Source organism: Treponema medium, assembly GCF_017161265.1.
Classification (GTDB): Bacteria; Spirochaetota; Spirochaetia; order Treponematales; family Treponemataceae; genus Treponema; species Treponema medium.
On record NZ_CP031393.1, the window covers coordinates 688903 to 709242 of the forward strand.

The window sequence follows — 20340 nt, forward strand, 5'->3', positions numbered from 1 at the left end:
ATCTCCTTATAGAACTTCAGGTGCAAGCGATACGATTTTCATAAAATCCATATCACGCAGTTCACGCGCGACAGGTCCGAAAACACGCTTACCCTTGGGGTTCTTATTCGCATCGACCAATACACAAGCGTTATCGTCAAAGCGGATATATGTCCCGTCAGGACGGCGATATTCTTTAGAAACGCGAACGATAACCGCTTTTTCTACAGAACCCTTTTTAATTGTAGAAGTCGGAAGAGCATCCTTTACCGCTACTACAATAATATCACCGATACCGGCATATCGGCGGTGAGATCCACCGATTACCTTAATACACTCTACAATTTTTGCGCCCGAGTTATCGGCAACGTTTAATCTTGTTTCTACTTGAACCATAATATAGACGCTCCTTACTCGTTATTTTGCACGCTCAATAATCTCCGCCAAACGCCAGCATTTTTCCTTGCTGATCGGACGGTTCTCTACAATACGCACCGTATCACCAATGTGAGCTGTATTTTGTTCGTCATGCGCCTTATACTTTTTTGTATTGAGCACGTACTTTTTATACAGCCGATGAAGTTTCTTGGTAGCGACCTGCACAACAATGGTTTTATCCATTTTATCGCTGGTTACCAAACCAACAAACTCGCGGTTCCCGGATTTCTTTTTTGCCGTTGTTTCTTCCACGGGCCTGCTCCTACTCTGCACTTACGCCGGCCAGTTCTTTCTGCCGGATAAATGTGTTCAGCGCTGCAATTTCGCGGCGCATAGACCGTTTCAGCATAGGGTTCTCTACGTGTCCCACTACAAACTGAAACCTCAAATCCATATATTTTTGCTTTAGTTCGCTCCGCTTTGCCACCAATTCGGCAAGGGATAAATCTTTATAGTTCGGCTTTTTCATTCGGAAAACTCCATCTTAGTTATCGCGCGGCTGCTCGGCAAAGCGTGTCTTAAACGGAAGCTTACTTCCTGCCAAACGCATAGCCTCTTCCGCAAGCGAGCGATCAATACCGGTAAGCTCAAACAGCACCGTTCCGGGTCTTACAACAGCGACCCAATATTCCGGAGCCCCCTTACCTTTACCCATACGTGTTTCAGCCGGTTTTTTTGTATACGGCTTATCGGGGAATACACGTATCCACAACTTACCGCCGCGCTTTACCTTTCTGTTTAAAGCAACACGAGCAGCTTCGAGCTGGCGATTAGTCAGCCAAAAGGGTTCAAGCGATACCAATGCAAATTCACCAAAGTCGATATGATTACACCGCGTTGCGTTTCCCTTAACTCTACCGCGCTGAATTTTGCGGTATTTTACTCTCTTAGGACTTAAAGCCATCGCTTAATCCCTCCCTGCTTCCGCACGCTCGCCGCGGCCTTTTTCCGACCGAGGAGCGCGTTCCTTGCGCTGTTTTTTTAACAATAAACCGGCGTCATCTTTTTGGTCGCTACCGTACATCATACCGCTATAGAGCCAAACTTTTACACCGATTTTCCCGTAGGTGGTATGCGCTTCCGCAAAACCGTAGTCGATATCTGCACGGAGTGTGTGCAAGGGTATCCGCCCTTCCTTCATTTCTTCGGTTCGGGACATTTCCGCACCGCCGAGACGACCCGAAACGCGGATTTTAATTCCCTGTGCACCGGCCTTCATCGTAGAAAAGCAGCCTTGCTTTAAGGCTTTTCTAAAAGAAGTACGTCCCATCAACTGACGAGCAACATTTTGGGCGACGAGAGAAGCATTCAATTCAGCACGCTTCACCTCTTTAATCTTGATCTGAACTTTTTTATTTAGTTCTTTCTGAATAATAGCGCCGATTTTTTCGATATTGGCACCTTTCGTTCCGATGATCACACCCGGTCGCGCAGTATGAATAACAATCGTTACACGCTGGGGATGACGAATAATTTCGATATCGGCAACATCCGCATTTTTGCACTCAGGCATCGTCTGGAGCATTGCGCGAATCTTTAAGTCTTCATGCAATAAATCCGCATATTCTCTCGGACTTGCATACCAGCGAGACGCCCATGTTTTGTTAATTCCAAGTCTTAACCCGATAGGGTTTACTTTCTGTCCCATACTTACGCTCCCGCCTTTTCGTCAACTATTACCGTAATGTGACACATTCGTTTTAATTGAACATCCGCACGTCCGCGGCCGCGGCACCATAAGCGCTTGAGTCTCGGTCCTTCATCGATACGGATCTCTTTAATATAGAGCATATCTTCGTCCAATTTTTTATTACCGTTCAAAGCATTCGAGGCAGCCGACTTAACCGTCTGTGAAATCAGTGCAGCCCCTTTATTGGGTATGTGCTCTAAGATCGCCATTGCATCGGTATAAGACTTGCGTTTAATCACATTTGCAACCGGTCGAACTTTTGTCGGAGAAGCAATAAAATACTTTATCGTAGCGCGGTAACCGTTTTTTGCAGTCATTTCAGCCATTATTTCCACCTACTTTTTCGCCGCTTTCTTATCCGAGCCGCCGTGCCCGCGGAAAATACGGGTAGGAGCAAACTCGCCAAGCTTATGTCCAACAAATTCCTCTGTGATATACACAGGGATCCATGATTTACCGTTATATACCGAAATAGTAAAACCAACCATCTCAGGTATAATCGTGGAGCACCGGGAGTAAGACTTAACCATCTTTTTTGTTTTCTGATCTCCCGTCTTGCTCATTTCAACAACCTTTTTGTACAGGCTTTTTTCTACAAAAGGGCCTTTTTTAACAGATCTTGACATTCTCTACTCCCTACTTCCGCCGTGAAACAATAAACCGATCCGAAGTATTCTTCTTCTTACGGGTTTTATATCCCTTACAAGGCTGACCCCACGGAGTAACGGGATTACGCCCCTTTCCGCGTCCTTCACCACCACCAAGCGGGTGATCGACAGGGTTCATAGCCATACCGCGTACGGAAGGACGAATACCACGCCAACGAGCACGCCCCGCCTTTCCTAAATTGATATTCATGTGATCGGCATTTCCAACCTCACCGATTGTTGCATAGCATTTTTTATGCACCAAACGGGTCTCACCTGAAGGAAGGCGCAACGTTACATAATCACCTTCTTTTGCAGCGATAAGCGCAGCAGCGCCAGCGGAACGAGCCATTTGCCCACCCTTTCCCAGCGTCAACTCCACATTGTGGACAGTAAAACCGACCGGTATGGATTCAAGCGGCAATGCATTCGCAAGCTCAAGCGCAGCCATTGCGCCGCTCATAATTTTTTGTCCAACCTTCAACCCCTTAGGAGCAAGGATGTATCGTTTTTCGCCATCGGCGTAAAAGATCAATGCGATATTTGCACTACGGTTCGGATCATATTCGATAGTTCGAACCGTACCCGGAATACCGTACTTATTGCGTTTAAAATCAATCTCGCGATACTTCCGCTTATGTCCACCGCCCTGATGCCGAACGGAAATACGCCCATGGCTATCCCGCCCTGCATTGGATTTTTTTCCGGTTGTAAGGCTTTTTTCAGGTTTCTGCGCAGTGATTTCATCCCGAAGCAAGTCAATTCGACCGCGCATACCCGGTGTTATAGGCTTATATAATTTAAGAGCCATTTATCTTCCCCTTCAAAGCAGCGATAAGTGCTGTTATGCACCTTCAAAAACTTTAATCGATTCGCCTTCAGCAAGCGTCACAATAGCTTTTTTCCAGCTTGCAGTTTTACCTGCCCGATAGCGAACTCGACGCATTTTTCCGTCGACGTTTACAACAGCACAATTAAGCACTTTCACATTAAAAAGCTTCCGTACTGCTTCCTTAATCTGCACCTTTGTAGAGCGCGGATCCACCTTAAAAACATATTTACGCTGCTCACGCATCTCGTTTGATTTTTCCGTAAGCACAGGCGCTATAATAACATCAGTATATTGCATTACTCAGCCCCCTCAGCCGCATAAAAGCTCGAAAGATTTTTTGCAGCAGACTCAAGCATCAGCACTTTCCGTCCATAAAACAGATCGTGCGCACGCAAACGGTTATACGTTAAAAACGACAGCGTAGGAATATTTCTTCCGGCACGCTTCAACATTGCATCATCATCTTTCAAAACAAGCACCGTGCGCTCATCCTGAACAAATGACTGCAATATTTTCACCAGATCTTTCGTTTTACCGGTTTCAACCGTAAAATCTTCTATAACAACAAGACGATCTTCATCCTGAGCTTTCAAGCTCAAAACAGACTTCATCGCCAACCGCTTTGCTTTTTTCGGAATTGCATAGCTGTAATCACGCGGCTTCGGCCCAAAAATCGTACCGCCGCCGATTAGAAGCGGTGATTTTTTATCACCACGACGGGCACGTCCCGTACCCTTCTGCTTATACGGCTTTGCATTAGAACCGTTTACCTCAGCACGACCTTTTGTACACGCCGTACCGACACGCATATTTGCTAATTCATTTGTAATGGCATAGTAAATGACATCTTCATTTACCGGCAAACCAAACACTGCATCGTTAAGTTCAATTGTCCGCAATTCCTTACCATCAATCGAATAGACTTTCTTTTCCATTCTCTTCTCCTGCCGTTATCTTTCCCGTTTTACAGCGGATTTAAGGAACACAACCGCATCCTTTTTACCGGGAACGGAACCACGTACCATAACGACGCCCAATTCGGGATCTATTTTTTCAATCCGCAAATTCTGTACCGTTACTCGTTCGGCACCCATGTGACCGGGCATTTTAACGTTTTTAAACGATCGCCCCGGGCTGGTGCACTGCCCTGTCGAACCGGGCTCACGGTGAAATTTTGAACCGTGAGAAGCACGTCCACCGCCGAAACCATAGCGCCTTACAACACCCTGAAAGCCCTTTCCTTTTGAAATCGCGGTAATATCAAGATACCGGACAGATTCCAAAACCTCAACGCCGATTTTTGCGCCAACGGTAACTTCTTTATCAAAACCTCTAAATTCTTTTAAAAGACGAACAGGCGCAACACCTTCTGCAAATTGATTTGCATACACCTTTGAAACACGTCCTTCTTTTAATTCACCCGTTCCTAACACAACCGCTTCATAACCGAAATGATCCGCATCTTTTACTGCGACCACCGTATTCGGTACTACTTGCAAAACGGTAACAGGTGTCAGCCGCCCCTCGTCATCAAACAACTGGGTCATGCCGATTTTCTTACCAATCAGACCAACCATAACTCATAACTCCTTGAGAAACTCCCGCTTCTCCGGTACGCACATCCTGATTAAATGCCGTCTACCGTTCTTTTATTGTTTAATTTCTACATCAACCCCTGCTGAAAGCTCCAATGCCATTAAAGCATTCATCACTTCTGCAGAAGGTTCAATAATATCGATCAATCGTTTGTGCGTCCGCATTTCAAACTGCTCACGCGACTTTTTATTTACATGCGGAGAGCGAAGCACGGTAAATTTATTAATGCGCGTAGGAAGCGGAACAGGCCCCAACACCTTCGCCCCAACCCTCTGCACAGCTTGCACAATTGCTTTAGAACTTTGATCAACCAACTCAACATCAAATCCGCGAAGCTTAACGCGAATCTTTTCCTTAGCCATATTTCCTCCGTACAAAAACAAGCGGCCGAATAGCGCCTACCCGACCGCCCTGTTTTTTATTACGCTAAAATCTCCGTAACCTGTCCGGAGGCGATAGTCCGGCCGCCTTCACGAATAGCAAGCTTAAGCCCCTTATCCATAGCGATAGGATGGATCAGCTCACCGATAATCTTAGTATTATCACCCGGCTTAACCATATCAACTCCCTCAGGCAGCGTAACGGTTCCGGTAATATCGGTCGTTCTGAAATAGAACTGCGGACGATACCCTGAGAAGAACGGGCTGTGACGACCACCTTCATCCTTCGAAAGAACGTAAATCTGTGCTTCAAACTTGGTGTGAGGCTGAATTGAACCCGGCTTAGCCAACACCTGACCTCTTTCAACTTCTTTCTTATCAACACCACGAAGCAAGAGACCAACGTTATCACCAGCCATACCCTGATCAAGCAGCTTGTTGAACATTTCGATACCGGTAATAACAGTCTTCTTCGTCGGTTTAATACCGACAATTTCAACTTCGTCGTTAAGGTTGATAACACCACGCTCGATACGTCCGGTAACAACTGTACCACGTCCGGAAATCGTGAAAATATCTTCAATCGGCATCAAGAAAGGCTTTGCATCATCACGGACAGGATCAGCGAAGTAATTATCCATGGTCTCCAGCAACTCATCGATACAAGCAGTATCTTCAACGGAAGCACCGTCAGCCAACGCCTTAAATGCGGAACCTTTGATAATCGGCGTATCGCGGGGGAAGCCGTAAGATTCGAGTGTTTCACGAATCTCTTCTTCTACCAATTCAATAAGCTCAGGATCATCAACAAGGTCAACCTTGTTAAGGAATACAATAATAGAAGGAACACCAACCTGACGAGCAAGCAGGATGTGTTCTTTAGTCTGAGGCATAACCGAGTCCGGAGCAGAAACAACAAGAATCGCACCATCCATCTGAGCAGCGCCGGTGATCATGTTCTTAACATAGTCAGCGTGTCCGGGACAGTCAATGTGCGCATAGTGGCGCTTGTCGGACTGATACTCCAAGTGACGAGTATTAATAGTAATACCACGAGCCTTTTCCTCCGGTGCATTATCAATCTCATCATATTTAAGAAGCTTATCACCATACTTCTTTGCACAATGAGTAGTGATCGCTGCCGAAAGAGTTGTTTTACCATGGTCAACGTGACCGATGGTACCAACATTCATGTGAACTTTTGTTCTCTCGAACTTTTCCTTTGCCATGTAAATCCTCCTAACAGACAATAGGCAACTAACAAAAACCCCGCCCATCAAACAGCGAGACCATTTCCATCTTGAAAATGAAAAAAAATGTTATAAACCGGATACCAAATACAGAAAAGAATAGAATAAAGGATAATCAGACAGTAAACACCGTTATAAAAGACGTGTTGCGTAAGCTCGTCATAGCAATTCGACAAGCCTTATTCGGATCCACCTGATCATCATCAGAATCCATTCCGATGACTGGTTTGGCATCCTACAGAGTAATAGGGCACGCCCCTTAATGCTTTTGGCAGCATTAACACGGAAACCTGCCTTAAAAAGGCTTTACGGCACCGGAAAACTCTTAAAGAATACCGGACAAGCAGCTTTTAGCCATTTATCCAATTGAACAGAGCGACTATACTATTTTGAATAATAAATGTCAAGGCTTTTGAAAATATACGCGCATCTCTATAAATTACAAGAGGGATTGCCGCGTACCCTTTCATTTTTCCCCATCGGTTAGTATAATCAGTATATGAATAAGGGAGCTTTAATGAAGAATATGATTTTTACGATTTTATCTGCTGCTTGTATAGTCGGCGCCGCAGCCGACCCTGCGAAAAACTTTAGTGCGGACGACATTCCGCTTAAAAAGGTAACGCTGTACTCATCGGGCGTTGCGCACTATGTGCATGAAGGGACGGTAGCCGGTTCGGGGAATATAGCGCTCTTGTTTTCACCCGCTCAAATTAACGATGTGCTGAAATCGCTTGTTGTGATGGATCCCGGTGCAAAAAGTTTAGCTGTCAATTATCAGTCCGAGGACACGCTGCGGAAAACGCTGGAAAGTTTAAAAATAGACCTTTCCGCCGCTACAACGCTCTACGATATTTTAAAAGCGCAAAAGGGCGCCGAAGTGGAACTGTTTACGCCTCATCAAATTATCGGAAAGATTTTAAGCGTCGATAAAAACAGCTCAAAAGAAACGGATACTTTCTTTATTTCGCTTGCGGCGAAAGACGGTATTCACATTATCGCTTTTTCAGACATTCAATCCTTTAAATTTACCGATAAAAAACGAAATGAAGATTTAAACACCGCTTTGGCGCTCATCCTCGACGCTTCGGCAAAGAACCGCAAAAAACTGGATATTAAAATCGATGCACAAGGTGAGCGGAAAATCGGTCTTTCTTATGTTATGGAAGCGCCGGTATGGAAAGCAAGCTATCGGCTCGACATGGGTACCGATAAAGCGGCGTTTCAGGCATGGGCGATTATCGACAATTCAACCGACCTTGACTGGAAGAATATTACGCTTACCCTCACAACGGGAAGGCCGGTCGGTTTTACGCAAAACCTCTATGCGCCTTACTATACCTATCGCCCCGAAGTGCCGCTTGCAATTGCACAAGCCGCCGAAGCGGAAACCTTTGATTCGGCTGATAGAGCTGTCGAATATGCCGCAGCAATGCCGCTTGCAGAAAAACGGTCGGCGATGATGAAAAAAGAGGCTTATGGTTATACCGTCGCAGGATATGACGAAGCGGAGTATGATGACTTACAGGAAAAAAACGATTCCGCCTATTTTGAAAATCAGGCCGAAGCCGGTAATGCGGGAGAGATGTTTGCCTTTACGCCGTCAAAACCCGTTACGCTTGAGCGGCAGCAAAGTACGATGATTCCGCTTACCCTTGCCTCTCTTCCTGCGGAAAAGTATTCGGTATTTTCATCCATTCCATACAACGAGCGTGTTAATCCTAAGTTCTGTATCAGTATTGAAAACACATCAGGCTTAAAACTTCCTGCCGGTCCCATTACGGTTCTTGACGGGGGTGAATATGCAGGCGATGCTCTTTTGGAGTTTTTACCCGAAGCCGAAAAACGTCTGATTGCCTACGGAGACGATATTGAAGTAACCGGTTCAAAGCGAGCCGACTCCACGAGGACAATCGAAACCATAAAGATGACTGACGGAGTGATGACAACTTCGTACCGGCAAGTTCAAAGCACAACCTACTTGATACGAAATGCCAATAAAAAAGAGAGAACCGTTATTGTCGAACACGCAAAAAACGCAGGGTTTGAGCTTACGACAAAACAAGCCCTTGCAGAAACGACTGCAAACAAATACCGGTTTAAATTTAAAGCTGCTGGGAACACCGGAACCGAACTAAAAGTAGAAGAAACACGCACCTACAGATCAAGTCAAAAAATATTCGATATGAATTCAAACACCTTTATTTCCTACACAACCAATTCCGAGATTCCCGACAAAGTGCGGAAGGCATTTACATCGATTATAACGGAAAAAGAAAAAGTGACCGCGGCAGAAAAAGCTTTGAAGACGTTGCAGGATCGTCAGACGGAAATCGGAAAGGAGCAAGATCGTGTACGTAGGAATCTTGAGGCGGTCGGTTCGGAAAGTCAGCAGGGTAGAGCGTTCTTAACAAAGCTGCTTAAGCTCGAAACCGAACTGGATAACCTAAAAACAGACATCGCTGACGCAACGGAGCAGCTCACCAAAGCACAGCAAAACTTTACCGCATTCGTAAAGAGTATCAAGGTAGATTAGTAAAATCGATACACAGGGCAACCGCACCGGAAATATTTCAAGCGGTTACCTTCCTTTTGTGCAAAATTTTAGAAAAATTTTGCACTATTTTTAGAAGAGGGGGTAAACGCATCAGACCAATAAAGATAACGCGCAGAATAAAGAGGCTGTGAGACCATTTGAACCGCGAAGAGGTTCAACTCTGGTTGAATAGCCTCTTTATTCTGCGGGGCTGTAAAAATATGTCTGATGCGTTTACCCCAAATGGAGAATTTAATGAAAGAAATACCGCTTTCCGAGGCAGTCGGGCATGTATTGTGCCACGATCTTACTCAGATTATCGTAGGAGTGTCAAAGGATGCCCGGTTTAGAAAGGGGCACATCGTAACCGAGGAGGATATTCCGGTGCTCCGCTCGATGGGCAAAGAGCATTTGTTTGTTTGGGAAAAGACCGAAAACCTGCTGCATGAGGATGAAGGGGCTGAAGTTCTGGCCGCTGCGGCGATGGGGGCAAATCTGGAAAAGACCGCCCCCAAAGAAGGCAAGATTGAGTTGAAGGCAACGGTTGACGGTATGCTTAAAATCGACACCGACCGGCTCTTTGCAATCAACAAGCTCGGTAAGGTGATGATTGCGACGCAGCGCAATTATGTGCCGCTTAAAAAAGGACAGACGGCAGCGGGGATGCGGGTTATTCCGCTCCTTATCGAAAAAGAAAAAATGGCTGAGGTGGCTGCGATTGCCGATGCCTCCAATCCGCTGATGGCTGTCATCCCCTACAGCATCAAAACCTGCACTATTCTGGTAACGGGACACGAAGTTCTAACAGGGGTTATTAAAGATACCTTTGCGCCGGTCGTGCAGGCAAAGCTGGCAGAGTACGGCGTGGAAACATTAAAAACCGTGAATACCGGAGACGATGTTGAAACCATTACGGCGGAGATACAAAAGGCCGTACAGGCTGGTTCCGATATGGTGCTCTGCACGGGGGGCATGAGCGTCGACCCCGACGATAAAACCCCCGCCGCCATCCGAGCAAGCGGCGCGCACATCGTCAGCTACGGTGCGCCCGTCCTTCCCGGCGCGATGATGCTGTTAGCCTATGCGGGCGATGTTCCCATCGCGGGGCTGCCCGGCTGTGTGATGTATGCCAAGCGCACCGTCTTCGATCGGCTGTTGCCGCGTATCCTTGCCCGCGACCCCATTACCGTTGAAGATATTGCGCTCTTGGGAGAGGGCGGCTTATGCCCGTAACCGATACATCCCTGATTGCCGGAAGCACGGTTGCCGGGGATGAAGCCGCTGCCGGTAATGTCCGAACCGATAGAGGCGCCCCAAACGACAGCACCGTCCGGTATAGAGCCGCCGTTATTTGCGCATCCGACCGGTGTTTTCAGGGGTTGCGCAAAGATGAAAGCATCCCTATAATAGCCGAAATGCTTTCCGGTCAAGGATATGAGGTTGCCGCTACAGCCGTACTTCCCGACGAATACGAAGCGCTGCGGACGGCGATGATGAGCATAGCCGATAAAAACAGCGCCGATCTGATTATTACGACGGGCGGAACGGGGCTGGCTCCCCGCGACGTAACCCCCGAAGCGACCGCTGCGGTTATCGACCGCCCCGTTCCCGGAATCCCCGAAGCAATGCGTGCGGCAAGCATGAAGATAACGCCGCACGGAATGCTTTCTCGCGGTATCGCGGGCATACGAAAACGCACGCTGATTATCAACCTTCCCGGAAGTCCAAAGGCGGCACAGGAAAACCTTGCCTGCGTTTTACCCGCCTTGGATCACGCTCTTTTGGTGCTCACCGGCGGCACACAGGATTGTGCTGCTGCCGAAGCAAATATATCTAAGAAGCACCTCTAAAACACCGAAGTTTTTAGAGGCGCTCGAAACATATTTAGGAAACCGCTAAAAAGGAATGCCTTTAGGGGTTTTCGTAAATACGGAAGGAGTATCTTATGAAGAAAACGATTGTAGCGCTGCTGATCGGCAGCATCATACTTGCCCCGCTCTGTGCGGGAGGAAGCAAAGAGAAATCTATGTCTGGCGAAAAGACGGAAATTATGCTCTCTGCAGCAGCCAGCTTGAAAAACTGCATTCAGGATCTGTCGGCCATGTACACCGAAAAAAATCCGCAGGTAACCATCACCTCGAATTTCGGTTCATCGGGAGCCTTGCAGCAGCAGATTGAACAGGGCGCTCCGGCAGATGTTTTCTTTTCCGCCGGTATTAAGCAGATGAATGCACTCAAGGAAAAGGGGATGATGCTCGATTCAAGTGTAAAGAACATCCTCGAAAACAAAGTTGTTCTTATTACTCCCAAGAGTGCAGCAGCCCTCGATTCTTTTGAAGCCCTTGCCGGAGATTCTATAAAGAAAATCGGAGTCGGCGAACCGAAATCCGTACCGGTCGGGCAGTACACCGAACAGATTTTTCAAAACCTCGGCCTTACCGATAAGGTTGCTTCCAAGCTCATCCTCGCAAAGGATGTCCGAGAAGTTCTTTCGTGGGTTGAAACGGGCAATGTCGATGCAGGCGTCGTATACGAAACCGATGCGAAGATCAGCAAGGATGTTACCATCTGTTCCACCGCGCCTGAGGGCAGTCATAAACAAGTTATCTACCCGATCGGTGTCGTAAAGGCAAGCAAACACGCGGCTGAAGCGCAGAAGTTTGTAGACTTCCTGTTCTCCGACGCTGCAAAAGAAGTATTTGTACGCTACGGATTCACCGTTCTTTAAATCGAGAATATGTTTGACTACGCACCGCTTTTTATCTCGCTGCGCGCAGCCGTCCTTTCCGGTATTTTCGTATTCATACTGGGGACGGCGGCGGCGCGGCTCTGTTTGAATATCCGCGGTAAATTACTCGTTCTTATCGATGTGCTTTTTACCTTGCCGATGGTATTGCCGCCGACGGTACTGGGCTTTTTCCTACTCGTCATATTCGGAAGAAACAGTCCGATCGGTATGCTGCTCGCAAAAGCAGGAATTTCACTCATATTTACATGGCAGGCAACGGTTATCGCTTCGATCGTCGTTTCGTTCCCGCTGATGTATAAGGGAGCAAAGGGCGCGTTAGAACAGGTAAACGAGGATCACGTGTGGGCGGCGCGTACCCTCGGTATGAGCGAGCTTGCTATCTTTATCCGCATTATGCTGCCGGAAGCATGGCCGGGCATCCTTGCAGGGCTTGCTTTGAGCTTTGCCCGCTCGCTCGGAGAGTTCGGCGCGACACTGCTGGTTGCCGGAAATATTCCCGGACGTACTCAAACCATCCCGATGGCTATTTACTTTGCGACCGCGGGAGGCGATATGCACACGGCGTGGGTATGGGTCGGCGTCATAACCGCCATTTCGTGCGCGGCGCTCTTTATCATGAATATGTTTTCGAGGGAAAAACGGGTATGAAGCTTGAAGCATCGATTGTAAAGAAAATGAAAGGTTTTACCCTTGATGTGAGCCTTTCGGCCGCGCAGGGAGAAATTGTCGGCTTACTCGGAGAATCGGGCGGCGGCAAATCTATGACGCTTAAATCCATTGCCGGTATTCTAACACCCGATTCAGGCAGAATTGTCTTAAACGATCATGTTCTTTTTGATTCCGAGCGGAACATCAATGTACCGGTACGGGAACGAAACGCCGGTTACATGTTTCAGTCGTATGCGCTTTTTCCGTATATGACCGTGCGAGAAAACATCTGTTGTGGAATAAAAGACCGGAACCGTAAAAAAGAAATAGCCGATCAGTTTTTGGAGCTTTTGCACATCACCCCCTTTGAAGGACGCTACCCAAAAGAGCTTTCGGGCGGACAGCAGCAGAGGGTTGCCCTTGCTCGTCTCCTCGCCGCCTCCCCCGCACTGATTATGCTGGACGAACCGTTTTCCGCCCTCGATAACGAACTGAAAGATTCCCTTCACGAAGATTTAAAAGCGACCCTCGAACGCGCCGCTTGCCCCGTCCTCTTTGTTTCGCACAATAAAGATGAGGTTGAACGGTACTGCACCCGCTCGCTGTTCATCAAAAACGGCAGGATCACGGAACACGAAAGCTCTATTTAAATTTCCCGTAGAATCAATAACCCCGACGCAGAGTGTTCGTCAAAACTATACATCCGTGTAGTTTTGACTGCGATGTTGTGACTCTGTCACACCATTGCTACTCTGGCAGGATGTCAGTGGTTCTAAACAAAAGCGAGTTTTCATCAGAAAAACTCTCGTTGAGCAGTATACACGAACGTACACTGCTCAACATCGCATCTACTGCGTCATACACTGGAAATTATTTTTCAAGCATTTCGGTTTTCCAATCTTTGATAGTACGTGTATTATCATCAAAAGCAGCTCCAATCAGCACAACCTTTTTCTCGTTCAGTTTATACTGCACGGCATAATCTTTTTCTTTTATCTGATTGATAGCATCTTCTGCCGTGCCGTTACCGCTCAGCTTAAACTCAAAGAGATAAATAGCATCCGCGGTAATAACTACGCAATCTGCGCGACCGCTTGCACAGCACACTTCCGTTTGCACAAACTGCCCCATCAGTTTAAAAATCAGATACACCGCAGTCTGATAATTCTGCTCCCGCAATTTCAGCTTTTCTTTGCTAAAATTGTCATACGAAATACCGGCGATAATCGACTGTATCCGTTCCATAAAAGCATCGACCTTCCCCTTGCGGATATCTTCCACAAACCGCCACACTGATTTTCCTGTATCTCCAAACGGCACAGCAGTATATGCAGGCAGTAGATTCCCTAAAAAGCCGTACCGCACCTCATCATTTGGAAACCCTAACCGGTATAGCCGCGCTTCCTTTATATATTCTTTAATCGTCAAATAGCCAGCCTGAAACAGAATCGGTAAAGCGTCTTGTGCTACAGCCCGATATGTTTGTAATCCCGATTCATCCAGCTCAACATTTCCATCCAAGTCGGGAACAAAATAGTGTGCTTCTCTGAGATAATTGACCAAAAATGTCGGAGTTCCCGTACTAAACCAGTAGCTTTTAAACTCTTTATAATCAAAGGCATTGAGAAGGCTAAAGGGATTGTACAGTCCTTCCCCGGCAGGATGAAACAGATAGCCGTCATACCATTGCTTTAAGGCTGCGATTGCCTGCGGATAGTCAAGCCCTTGTCTTGCGGCAAGCCCCTGTATTTCAGGTTTAAAATTATCTTCAAGCTCTTTTTGCGTGATTCCGCAGATACCGGCGTAGGTTTCATGTAAGCTGATATCTTTCAGATTATTCAGATCGCTAAAAATACTGATCTTGCTGAACTTTGTAACACCGGTGAGAAAGGCAAAGCGGATATATTCATCACAGGTTTTTATCACCGAATAAAATGCTTTAAGTTCGTTTCGGTATTGTTCATTTAAGGATTCATTTCCGCCCATCGTTTGCAGGAGTGGTTTATCGTATTCGTCAACAAGAATGACTACTTGCTTGCCGGTTTTTTGATATGCACGCTTTAAAAGTCCTTCGAAGCGTTTTGGAGGAGTCTCTTCAACATCTTTTTTCCCATAGATATCTTCAAGCCGCGATAAAAAGATGTTGAGATTTTCCTGTAAAGCTTCCATACAATTATAGTTGCCGGTATTAAAGTCCAGATAGAATACCGGATATTTCTGCCATGCAGCTCTGTTTTCTTGTACGGCTTGTTCTTCTTCGGCTTTTTCAAGATATAAACCCTTGAACAGCTCTTTCTGTCCAAGGAAATATGCTGCTAATGTTGAAAGGAAAAGGCTTTTCCCAAATCGGCGCGGCCGGCTTAAGAAATAAGGACTGGAAGTTTGTACAAGCTTCCAAATAAATAGAGTCTTATCAATATAAAGATACCCATCCCGGCGCAGTTTTTCAAAACTCTGTATGCCAATCGGTAGTTTCCGTGAAATGTTCATGGTATTTATTATACTGTGTTTACTATTTTTCCGCAATTTTCTTTTGAAAATTACGGCGGCCGCCACTATATAAAACTGTATAAAAGGGCTTAATAAACCTTCCTTAAAATTCGACAGCCGAACAAAATATCAATTTTGGAGGCTGCCGAATTCGTGCGCGGAAGGCGCACATACAATCCGCAAGTTTGCACAAAGCAAAGTTGACGTGTTTTTCAGCCGCGCCATTTTAGCGGCTGAAAATAAACCTTCCTTAAAATTCGACAGCCGAACAAAATATCAATTTTGGAGGCTGCCGAATTCGTGCGCGGAAGGCGCACATATAATCCGCGATGTTTGCGCTAAGCAAACTCACTGTGTTTTTAAGCGGTGCCATTTGTACCGCTTAAAATAAGCCTTCGTTAAAATTTCGAACCGTACGGGTTTTGTAACGATAAAACACAAGAACTCGCATTGCAAATATGCAGGTATCTGCGTTGTATATTTGAAAGGGTACTCTTGAGATTGTATCTATAACGTGTTACTCTAAGGATACCTATGAAGAATGCTTTACTGGTTCCCGGCGTTTTTTTCTTAAGCCTTTTAAGCGCAGTTGTTATCTTTGCCTTTTTCGGAGGAATAGCCTTGCGCTATGAAATGGCTGTCCCGTTTGCATCAGAATCGGCGGGGCTCCTGCTTCTCTGTATGGCGCAAAAGGCGTGTTACGTACTTCCGTTAGCGGTGATGATGGCCATTATCGGGGTGTACACATTTTTGATGAGACACCCTGCAAAGCTGGGCGTAGCGCTTAGCTTGTTCCTCGTGTGTTTAATATTTACCGCAACGGTTATCATACCGGCCTGTTATGCGCAGTTTTCTCTCATTGAAGACGCAATAACAGCCTACAAAGCAACGGCGCCTGTCGACAAAGCATTGACCGCTTTTATAAATAAGCCGTTATTTTTAACCTTATTACGAAAGGGCGCCGACAGTCTTTTTTCTGATGTATATGCTGCCTATACGTTAAATTTTGCAACATATCTCTTCTTCGTAGGTACACTTTTTTTCTGCGTCAGCTCATTTTGGTTTGTATGCACTATAACGCAATGGAATCTGTTCAACCTTCTTTTCTTACTTCTCCTTTCCGGCGCCTTGTTGCTCGTATATCCGTATATGCAGTTGGAAGGATTCCGTACAGCGCTCTTTAATCTCCATATAACAAATTCTGAAAATGGCATATACGGAATTCCGCTCATTTTGTGTATTGTTGCCGTAGTGTTCCATTCTATAGGCGGTTTAAAAATGCTGCTGATATATTCAAAGACCAAAAAAAGGAGCGCCGCATAAAAATGCCTGAGATGCTAAAAGGTTGGCTGTCCGTTCTTATTCACTTTATAATCGGACTCGGATGCTGTCTCATCTATGTGTTTTTTCTCAAAAAAATCGATGTACTGCCGCAGTTTTTGATAAGCCGGAAATTAGCGGAAACAGGCATCTTATTTATACGGATTATGCCGAGCTTATTGGTCTCCGCCATATTGATAGGATATGCCGTTATTTTCGGCACATGCGGCCAAAATACCGTACCGAGATTTTCTGACATATTACTTCACTACTTAAAAGAGGCATTTATTATGCTTTTTTCGTGCATTACCATTTATATCATACTGATAGAAATAGTAATGCCGTTGCTGACAGACTACCGACGCTACAGCGAACTTAAAACACAGGATTATTATGATTTTATAAAAGAGACTGATATTTCATTACGCAACGGGGAGGCCGAAAAAGCCTATGATAAGGCGAAGGCAGCGTTAGGAATCTGGAAAAACAATCCCGAAGCATTACAGCTTTTTGATAAAGCTAAGATATTGTATGAATCATACAATGCTGATCATAAGCAAAACAACAAAAGCGAACCATCTCCTGAAACGGCCGAACCCGAAAATTTAACAGCGGAAGGGGCATTATTTATCAGCAAGCGGTTTATGAACAAATATGATTTTTACACCGCACACTATTATGCTATGAGAGCATATCAGCTTAGTGCCGAAAATGCGCCTTATCGCGAAGAAGCCCTGCGGCTGGCAGCACAGGCGTGGAATCAAATTGAAAAAGGAATTGCCGAGCTTACCGCCGAATTCGATATCCGCTTATACCAAGCGAAAAAAGCCGGATACGAGCTAATCCAGCAAGGAAACTATATCAAAGCATACTATCAATTTATGAGTACGAAGCGAATGCTTGAACAGAATAATCCGCTCAAAAAAGACCCCGATATAGATCGTTTTATAGATATTACCCGAAAAAAAGCATTGGAAGAAGTTTTCTTTATCGATGAAACAGCCTCCCTACCGCTCCTTGAAACAGTACGTAATATTCATTTTACCGTTCCTGCTTCGGGTACGAGGGCATCGGCACAGGTAACAATAGAAGGGCTCTCTTATATTACCAACAACGGTATCAGGGAAATATATGGAAGGAATTGTGAACTTACACAATACGCCGCCGACGGTAAGATTCTTTATCGGTCTCGAATCCCGTTCATTAAACTTATCCCGATTGAAAGTGCAGATGGAGTACCTATGCTCAGAATGCTATTCCGCGCTGTGGATAAGCAACGTGATAAAGTAGTGTTAAAACCGTTCGTTCTGGAAGGAACAATGCCGATTGAGCGGCAGACATCTCTGCGGCTGCCGTTTTCATACAATGATTTTCAGCTGATTATAGCGGCCAACGAAGGTGAAAAATCCATGACACTCCCTCAGCTCTATGCATTTCGGCAACGGGGAGCACAATACGGCTTCCCTGCACAAATATATCATCGGGAACTATTAGCAAGAATTATCGATGTGTTTCTTATTTGGATTATTTCGATTTATATGCTCGTACTGGCATGGCGTTTCAGAGTTCCGCCGCACAAAAAATTCAAACACACATGGGCGCTGGCGTTTCCGCTCTTTTTTGTACTGGCAACAGGATTTGTGGAGACGGCGCGCTATTGCGCCCGCCTCATCATTGCCCTACTTACCGACATATCCTATAGCTTGTCACCGCTGCTGTTATTGCTTGCATACATGCTCTGTTTTATCGGAGTGTGTTTTTTATTTATCGGTCAGCGGTCGGAAGCCTAAGCGTTTTTAGAGATTCCCAAGATACTTTCAATATCGAGTTCGCCCGCAAATGCCGGCACGGTAACAGACCAGTTTTCCAATACCTGCGGATGCAACTCGCCGAAAATACCGATCTGTTTCCCATCGGCAAGAACCCCCGCTTGCCGCCCTTCGATAAAGCGCGGGTCGTGCGTTTCGCATACGTTGTAGTCCATTTGCAGATAGTACAGTAGGCCGGCGACAAGGCTGGCGGCTTCGTTAAAGTTAGCGTCTTGATTTACGGTCAGAAAGCCAAGGCTTTGGCAGGTACATGTACCGGTATTTTCTTCGGGAGCAAGGTATGCGATTTTCCCCGTTTCAAAGATACGGTGCGGATAGACCGCATTGCCCGAAACCGTTTCTGCGGATAAGAGCGACGGAATGATAGACGGGCGGACAAACTGATAGTTTTCCGACATGGGGTTTGCAATTTCGATTACCCCCGTTCCGTCTATATTCATGCGGTCGATGTAATCTTTCTTTGAGCCGAGATAGTTAAAAATCATCTCTTGATAGCCGAAGCCGACCATCAAACTTTTAATCTTTCTGCTCAGCAGGGTAACCGGAGAGAGCCGCCCGATGGTAAATTCCCGCGGCGTTTCCGGTTCAAAGAACTCGACGGTTTTCCCCATCATCACGTCTTCGATAATATCAACTTCGTGTAAAAAGTCATTCCGATACGCGGGCGGCATCAGCGACAGACAATCCCCCTCGACGGTAACGGTGTTGTCCATACGCTCTAACGCTTCCACAATGTCCTGTGCCGGAAGCTCCGTTCCGAGAAGTTTATTGACGGCATGAACCGTCGTCTTTGTCGGCTCTTGGAAGTAAAGGGGCGTAGTAATCGTCTTACCGAAGCCGGTTTCATACGGATATTCTATGCTGACCGGTAAAATCATATATCCCGCATCGGAAAAATCGCAGGCAACGATGTTGGTTGCAAGCAGCAGAGAGGGCATATCGGTACCGGTCAGCTCAACCAACAGGTCGGCATCCCCCGGCTGTACCGCACCGATCTCCGCACTGTTGATAATCGGCGCCATTGAAAGCACGCCGCCCTTTGAATCCGATAAGAGCGGTACCTTCTTCATATCCTTGAGTATCCAGCCGTATTCCTTGCCTTTCGGGTGTTCAGTGATAATGTGCTCACATGTCATTTCGGTGTCGAAACCGAGCGGTGTAAACGAGGTTGTGTGCGGGTCAACAGCGCGGTAGTGTACCGGCCAATTGATCAGTTCGCTGCGGTACACCCCCATCGACACCGAACGGCGCTTCCGGCCGAAGTTCCAGCACAGTTTTTCCTGCGTTTGGATAATATCTTTCAGCATAGCATCGTCGATGGGCTTGCCCGAAATGACAAACGCCGTCATAAAGGGGCGGATATGCTGTAATTCGGGATCTACGGTTATCGTCCGGTTGCAGGAATCCTTCCGCCCACTCAATGTCGATAAAAATGCTTGATATCGAGCTTTGTTTGAAGCTCCTCCTGTGTGCATACGCAAAAGGCGAGCAAGCCCCGCTGTTGACCACAGGTCGGGACGGTTTGTATCGTTTAATTCAATTTTTATAATGCGTTCATCTTGAGGCGTTGCTGCGGACGGTGCTTCGTCCAGCTCCGCCTTTGCAGAGCTTAATAAATGTTCGAATTCGGGGGAATAGTCGTATTTTTTTCCTAACAAGTTGAAAAAAAGCTGTTCATTTACATCGATCTTGGGCATAGTCTATCCTTTTTTAATATGACTGAGCTGAGGCAAACGCTAAACCACACGGTTCACAATGCCTCTGAGACAATTCACATATAATAGGGCATCTCTAAAAACTCGGTTAGATTTTTAGAGATGCCCGACGAGTATTTTTGATAAGTCTTTACATTGTTATGACTTATCAAAAAACATCGCAAAATAAATCTAAGGAAAACCTCTAAAAAACTGAGGTTTTTAGAGGTTTCCTATTGAAAGAGTATATGCAATATGCCTC

23 protein-coding genes are annotated in these 20340 nt (G+C 46.1%); 8 read left to right on the top strand and 15 right to left on the bottom strand.

Annotated features, from left to right (window positions below):
- Positions 1 to 6: 6 nt before the first annotated feature.
- From rplN to tuf, 13 genes are all read right to left on the bottom strand, one after another.
- A complete protein-coding gene (gene rplN, locus DWB79_RS03110) occupies positions 7 to 375 on the bottom strand; it encodes a 50S ribosomal protein L14 (RefSeq protein WP_016522589.1) in 369 nt (122 codons plus the stop codon).
- Between the two features lie 21 nt (positions 376 to 396).
- Positions 397 to 669: a 30S ribosomal protein S17 gene (rpsQ, locus tag DWB79_RS03115; RefSeq protein WP_006188379.1), complete on the bottom strand. Its 273-nt coding sequence runs from the start codon at positions 667 to 669 to the stop codon at positions 397 to 399.
- A 10-nt stretch (positions 670 to 679) separates the two neighbouring features.
- Positions 680 to 886: a 50S ribosomal protein L29 gene (rpmC, locus tag DWB79_RS03120; RefSeq protein WP_016522590.1), complete on the bottom strand. Its 207-nt coding sequence runs from the start codon at positions 884 to 886 to the stop codon at positions 680 to 682.
- Positions 887 to 901: 15 nt separating this feature from the next.
- Positions 902 to 1321 (bottom strand): 50S ribosomal protein L16, encoded by a 420-nt coding sequence (rplP, locus tag DWB79_RS03125; protein ID WP_016522591.1) that lies wholly within the window; start codon positions 1319 to 1321, stop codon positions 902 to 904.
- Positions 1322 to 1324: 3 nt separating this feature from the next.
- Positions 1325 to 2065: a 30S ribosomal protein S3 gene (gene rpsC, locus DWB79_RS03130; RefSeq protein WP_016522592.1), complete on the bottom strand. Its 741-nt coding sequence runs from the start codon at positions 2063 to 2065 to the stop codon at positions 1325 to 1327.
- A gap of 2 nt (positions 2066 to 2067) precedes the next feature.
- Positions 2068 to 2424, bottom strand: coding sequence for a 50S ribosomal protein L22 (gene rplV, locus DWB79_RS03135; RefSeq protein WP_156831536.1), 357 nt, complete (start codon positions 2422 to 2424; stop codon positions 2068 to 2070).
- 18 nt (positions 2425 to 2442) lie between these two features.
- Positions 2443 to 2733 carry a 30S ribosomal protein S19 gene (gene rpsS / locus DWB79_RS03140; RefSeq protein ID WP_016522594.1) on the bottom strand — a complete coding sequence of 97 codons (291 nt, stop codon included), beginning with the start codon at positions 2731 to 2733 and terminating at the stop codon, positions 2443 to 2445.
- Positions 2734 to 2743: 10 nt separating this feature from the next.
- Positions 2744 to 3565, bottom strand: a complete 822-nt coding sequence (gene rplB / locus DWB79_RS03145) for a 50S ribosomal protein L2 (RefSeq protein ID WP_016522595.1) — start codon at positions 3563 to 3565, stop codon at positions 2744 to 2746.
- 33 nt (positions 3566 to 3598) lie between these two features.
- Positions 3599 to 3883, bottom strand: coding sequence for a 50S ribosomal protein L23 (locus tag DWB79_RS03150; protein WP_006188372.1), 285 nt, complete (start codon positions 3881 to 3883; stop codon positions 3599 to 3601).
- Positions 3883 to 4521, bottom strand: a complete 639-nt coding sequence (rplD, locus tag DWB79_RS03155) for a 50S ribosomal protein L4 (protein WP_016522596.1) — start codon at positions 4519 to 4521, stop codon at positions 3883 to 3885. The genes DWB79_RS03150 and rplD overlap by 1 nt, the downstream gene beginning before the upstream one ends.
- Positions 4522 to 4536: 15 nt before the next feature.
- The gene (rplC, locus tag DWB79_RS03160; protein WP_016522597.1) at positions 4537 to 5163 is read right to left on the bottom strand and encodes a 50S ribosomal protein L3; all 627 of its coding nucleotides are present in this window, start codon (positions 5161 to 5163) and stop codon (positions 4537 to 4539) included.
- Between the two features lie 72 nt (positions 5164 to 5235).
- Entirely contained in the window at positions 5236 to 5544 is a 309-nt protein-coding gene (gene rpsJ / locus DWB79_RS03165) for a 30S ribosomal protein S10 (RefSeq protein ID WP_016522598.1), read from the bottom strand.
- A 59-nt stretch (positions 5545 to 5603) separates the two neighbouring features.
- Positions 5604 to 6791 (bottom strand): elongation factor Tu, encoded by a 1188-nt coding sequence (gene tuf, locus DWB79_RS03170; RefSeq protein WP_016522599.1) that lies wholly within the window; start codon positions 6789 to 6791, stop codon positions 5604 to 5606.
- A 538-nt stretch (positions 6792 to 7329) separates the two neighbouring features.
- On the opposite strand from tuf, the gene DWB79_RS03175 reads away from it, so the two are divergent.
- The 6 genes from DWB79_RS03175 to DWB79_RS03200 all read left to right on the top strand — a co-directional run bounded on the left by DWB79_RS03175 (position 7330) and on the right by DWB79_RS03200 (position 13395).
- The gene (locus DWB79_RS03175; RefSeq protein WP_016522600.1) at positions 7330 to 9348 is read left to right on the top strand and encodes a DUF4139 domain-containing protein; all 2019 of its coding nucleotides are present in this window, start codon (positions 7330 to 7332) and stop codon (positions 9346 to 9348) included.
- 255 nt (positions 9349 to 9603) lie between these two features.
- The gene (locus tag DWB79_RS03180; RefSeq protein WP_016522601.1) at positions 9604 to 10581 is read left to right on the top strand and encodes a molybdopterin-binding protein; all 978 of its coding nucleotides are present in this window, start codon (positions 9604 to 9606) and stop codon (positions 10579 to 10581) included.
- On the top strand, positions 10572 to 11198 hold the full coding sequence (locus DWB79_RS03185; protein WP_016522602.1) for a MogA/MoaB family molybdenum cofactor biosynthesis protein: 627 nt from the start codon (positions 10572 to 10574) through the stop codon (positions 11196 to 11198). The genes DWB79_RS03180 and DWB79_RS03185 overlap by 10 nt, the downstream gene beginning before the upstream one ends.
- A gap of 95 nt (positions 11199 to 11293) precedes the next feature.
- Entirely contained in the window at positions 11294 to 12076 is a 783-nt protein-coding gene (gene modA / locus DWB79_RS03190) for a molybdate ABC transporter substrate-binding protein (protein WP_016522603.1), read from the top strand.
- Between the two features lie 9 nt (positions 12077 to 12085).
- The gene (gene modB / locus DWB79_RS03195; RefSeq protein ID WP_016522604.1) at positions 12086 to 12745 is read left to right on the top strand and encodes a molybdate ABC transporter permease subunit; all 660 of its coding nucleotides are present in this window, start codon (positions 12086 to 12088) and stop codon (positions 12743 to 12745) included.
- Positions 12742 to 13395, top strand: a complete 654-nt coding sequence (locus DWB79_RS03200) for a sulfate/molybdate ABC transporter ATP-binding protein (RefSeq protein ID WP_016522605.1) — start codon at positions 12742 to 12744, stop codon at positions 13393 to 13395. The genes modB and DWB79_RS03200 overlap by 4 nt, the downstream gene beginning before the upstream one ends.
- 220 nt (positions 13396 to 13615) lie before the next feature.
- Here DWB79_RS03200 and DWB79_RS03205 read toward each other — a convergent pair whose 3' ends face one another.
- Positions 13616 to 15235: an ATP-binding protein gene (locus DWB79_RS03205; protein ID WP_016522606.1), complete on the bottom strand. Its 1620-nt coding sequence runs from the start codon at positions 15233 to 15235 to the stop codon at positions 13616 to 13618.
- A gap of 534 nt (positions 15236 to 15769) precedes the next feature.
- On the opposite strand from DWB79_RS03205, the gene DWB79_RS03210 reads away from it, so the two are divergent.
- Both DWB79_RS03210 and DWB79_RS03215 read left to right on the top strand, forming a co-directional pair.
- On the top strand, positions 15770 to 16558 hold the full coding sequence (locus tag DWB79_RS03210) for a hypothetical protein (protein ID WP_016522607.1): 789 nt from the start codon (positions 15770 to 15772) through the stop codon (positions 16556 to 16558).
- Positions 16559 to 16560: 2 nt separating this feature from the next.
- A complete protein-coding gene (locus DWB79_RS03215; protein ID WP_016522608.1) occupies positions 16561 to 18345 on the top strand; it encodes a hypothetical protein in 1785 nt (594 codons plus the stop codon).
- Here DWB79_RS03215 and pheT read toward each other — a convergent pair.
- Positions 18342 to 20081, bottom strand: coding sequence for a phenylalanine--tRNA ligase subunit beta (pheT, locus tag DWB79_RS03220; protein ID WP_016522609.1), 1740 nt, complete (start codon positions 20079 to 20081; stop codon positions 18342 to 18344). The two genes, DWB79_RS03215 and pheT, sit on opposite strands and share 4 nt — an antisense overlap.
- Between the last annotated feature and the right edge of the window lie 259 nt (positions 20082 to 20340).

Excerpts from the sequence above, each read along its gene's own strand:
- DWB79_RS03215 (WP_016522608.1), top strand. The coding sequence starts at position 16,561 with ATGCCTGAGATGCTAAAAGGTTGGCTGTCCGTTCTTATTCACTTTATA.
- DWB79_RS03175 (WP_016522600.1), top strand. The coding sequence starts at position 7,330 with ATGAAGAATATGATTTTTACGATTTTATCTGCTGCTTGTATAGTCGGC.
- DWB79_RS03185 (WP_016522602.1), top strand. The coding sequence starts at position 10,572 with ATGCCCGTAACCGATACATCCCTGATTGCCGGAAGCACGGTTGCCGGG.
- rpsS (WP_016522594.1), bottom strand. The coding sequence starts at position 2,733 with ATGTCAAGATCTGTTAAAAAAGGCCCTTTTGTAGAAAAAAGCCTGTAC.
- DWB79_RS03180 (WP_016522601.1), top strand. The coding sequence starts at position 9,604 with ATGAAAGAAATACCGCTTTCCGAGGCAGTCGGGCATGTATTGTGCCAC.
- DWB79_RS03210 (WP_016522607.1), top strand. The coding sequence starts at position 15,770 with ATGAAGAATGCTTTACTGGTTCCCGGCGTTTTTTTCTTAAGCCTTTTA.
- rpsC (WP_016522592.1), bottom strand. The coding sequence starts at position 2,065 with ATGGGACAGAAAGTAAACCCTATCGGGTTAAGACTTGGAATTAACAAA.
- rplC (WP_016522597.1), bottom strand. The coding sequence starts at position 5,163 with ATGGTTGGTCTGATTGGTAAGAAAATCGGCATGACCCAGTTGTTTGAT.
- rplD (WP_016522596.1), bottom strand. The coding sequence starts at position 4,521 with ATGGAAAAGAAAGTCTATTCGATTGATGGTAAGGAATTGCGGACAATT.
- tuf (WP_016522599.1), bottom strand. The coding sequence starts at position 6,791 with ATGGCAAAGGAAAAGTTCGAGAGAACAAAAGTTCACATGAATGTTGGT.
- rplV (WP_156831536.1), bottom strand. The coding sequence starts at position 2,424 with ATGACTGCAAAAAACGGTTACCGCGCTACGATAAAGTATTTTATTGCT.
- rplN (WP_016522589.1), bottom strand. The coding sequence starts at position 375 with ATGGTTCAAGTAGAAACAAGATTAAACGTTGCCGATAACTCGGGCGCA.
- DWB79_RS03200 (WP_016522605.1), top strand. The coding sequence starts at position 12,742 with ATGAAGCTTGAAGCATCGATTGTAAAGAAAATGAAAGGTTTTACCCTT.
- rpmC (WP_016522590.1), bottom strand. The coding sequence starts at position 886 with ATGAAAAAGCCGAACTATAAAGATTTATCCCTTGCCGAATTGGTGGCA.
- pheT (WP_016522609.1), bottom strand. The coding sequence starts at position 20,081 with ATGCCCAAGATCGATGTAAATGAACAGCTTTTTTTCAACTTGTTAGGA.
- DWB79_RS03205 (WP_016522606.1), bottom strand. The coding sequence starts at position 15,235 with ATGAACATTTCACGGAAACTACCGATTGGCATACAGAGTTTTGAAAAA.
- rplB (WP_016522595.1), bottom strand. The coding sequence starts at position 3,565 with ATGGCTCTTAAATTATATAAGCCTATAACACCGGGTATGCGCGGTCGA.
- modB (WP_016522604.1), top strand. The coding sequence starts at position 12,086 with ATGTTTGACTACGCACCGCTTTTTATCTCGCTGCGCGCAGCCGTCCTT.
- rpsJ (WP_016522598.1), bottom strand. The coding sequence starts at position 5,544 with ATGGCTAAGGAAAAGATTCGCGTTAAGCTTCGCGGATTTGATGTTGAG.
- rplP (WP_016522591.1), bottom strand. The coding sequence starts at position 1,321 with ATGGCTTTAAGTCCTAAGAGAGTAAAATACCGCAAAATTCAGCGCGGT.
- modA (WP_016522603.1), top strand. The coding sequence starts at position 11,294 with ATGAAGAAAACGATTGTAGCGCTGCTGATCGGCAGCATCATACTTGCC.
- DWB79_RS03150 (WP_006188372.1), bottom strand. The coding sequence starts at position 3,883 with ATGCAATATACTGATGTTATTATAGCGCCTGTGCTTACGGAAAAATCA.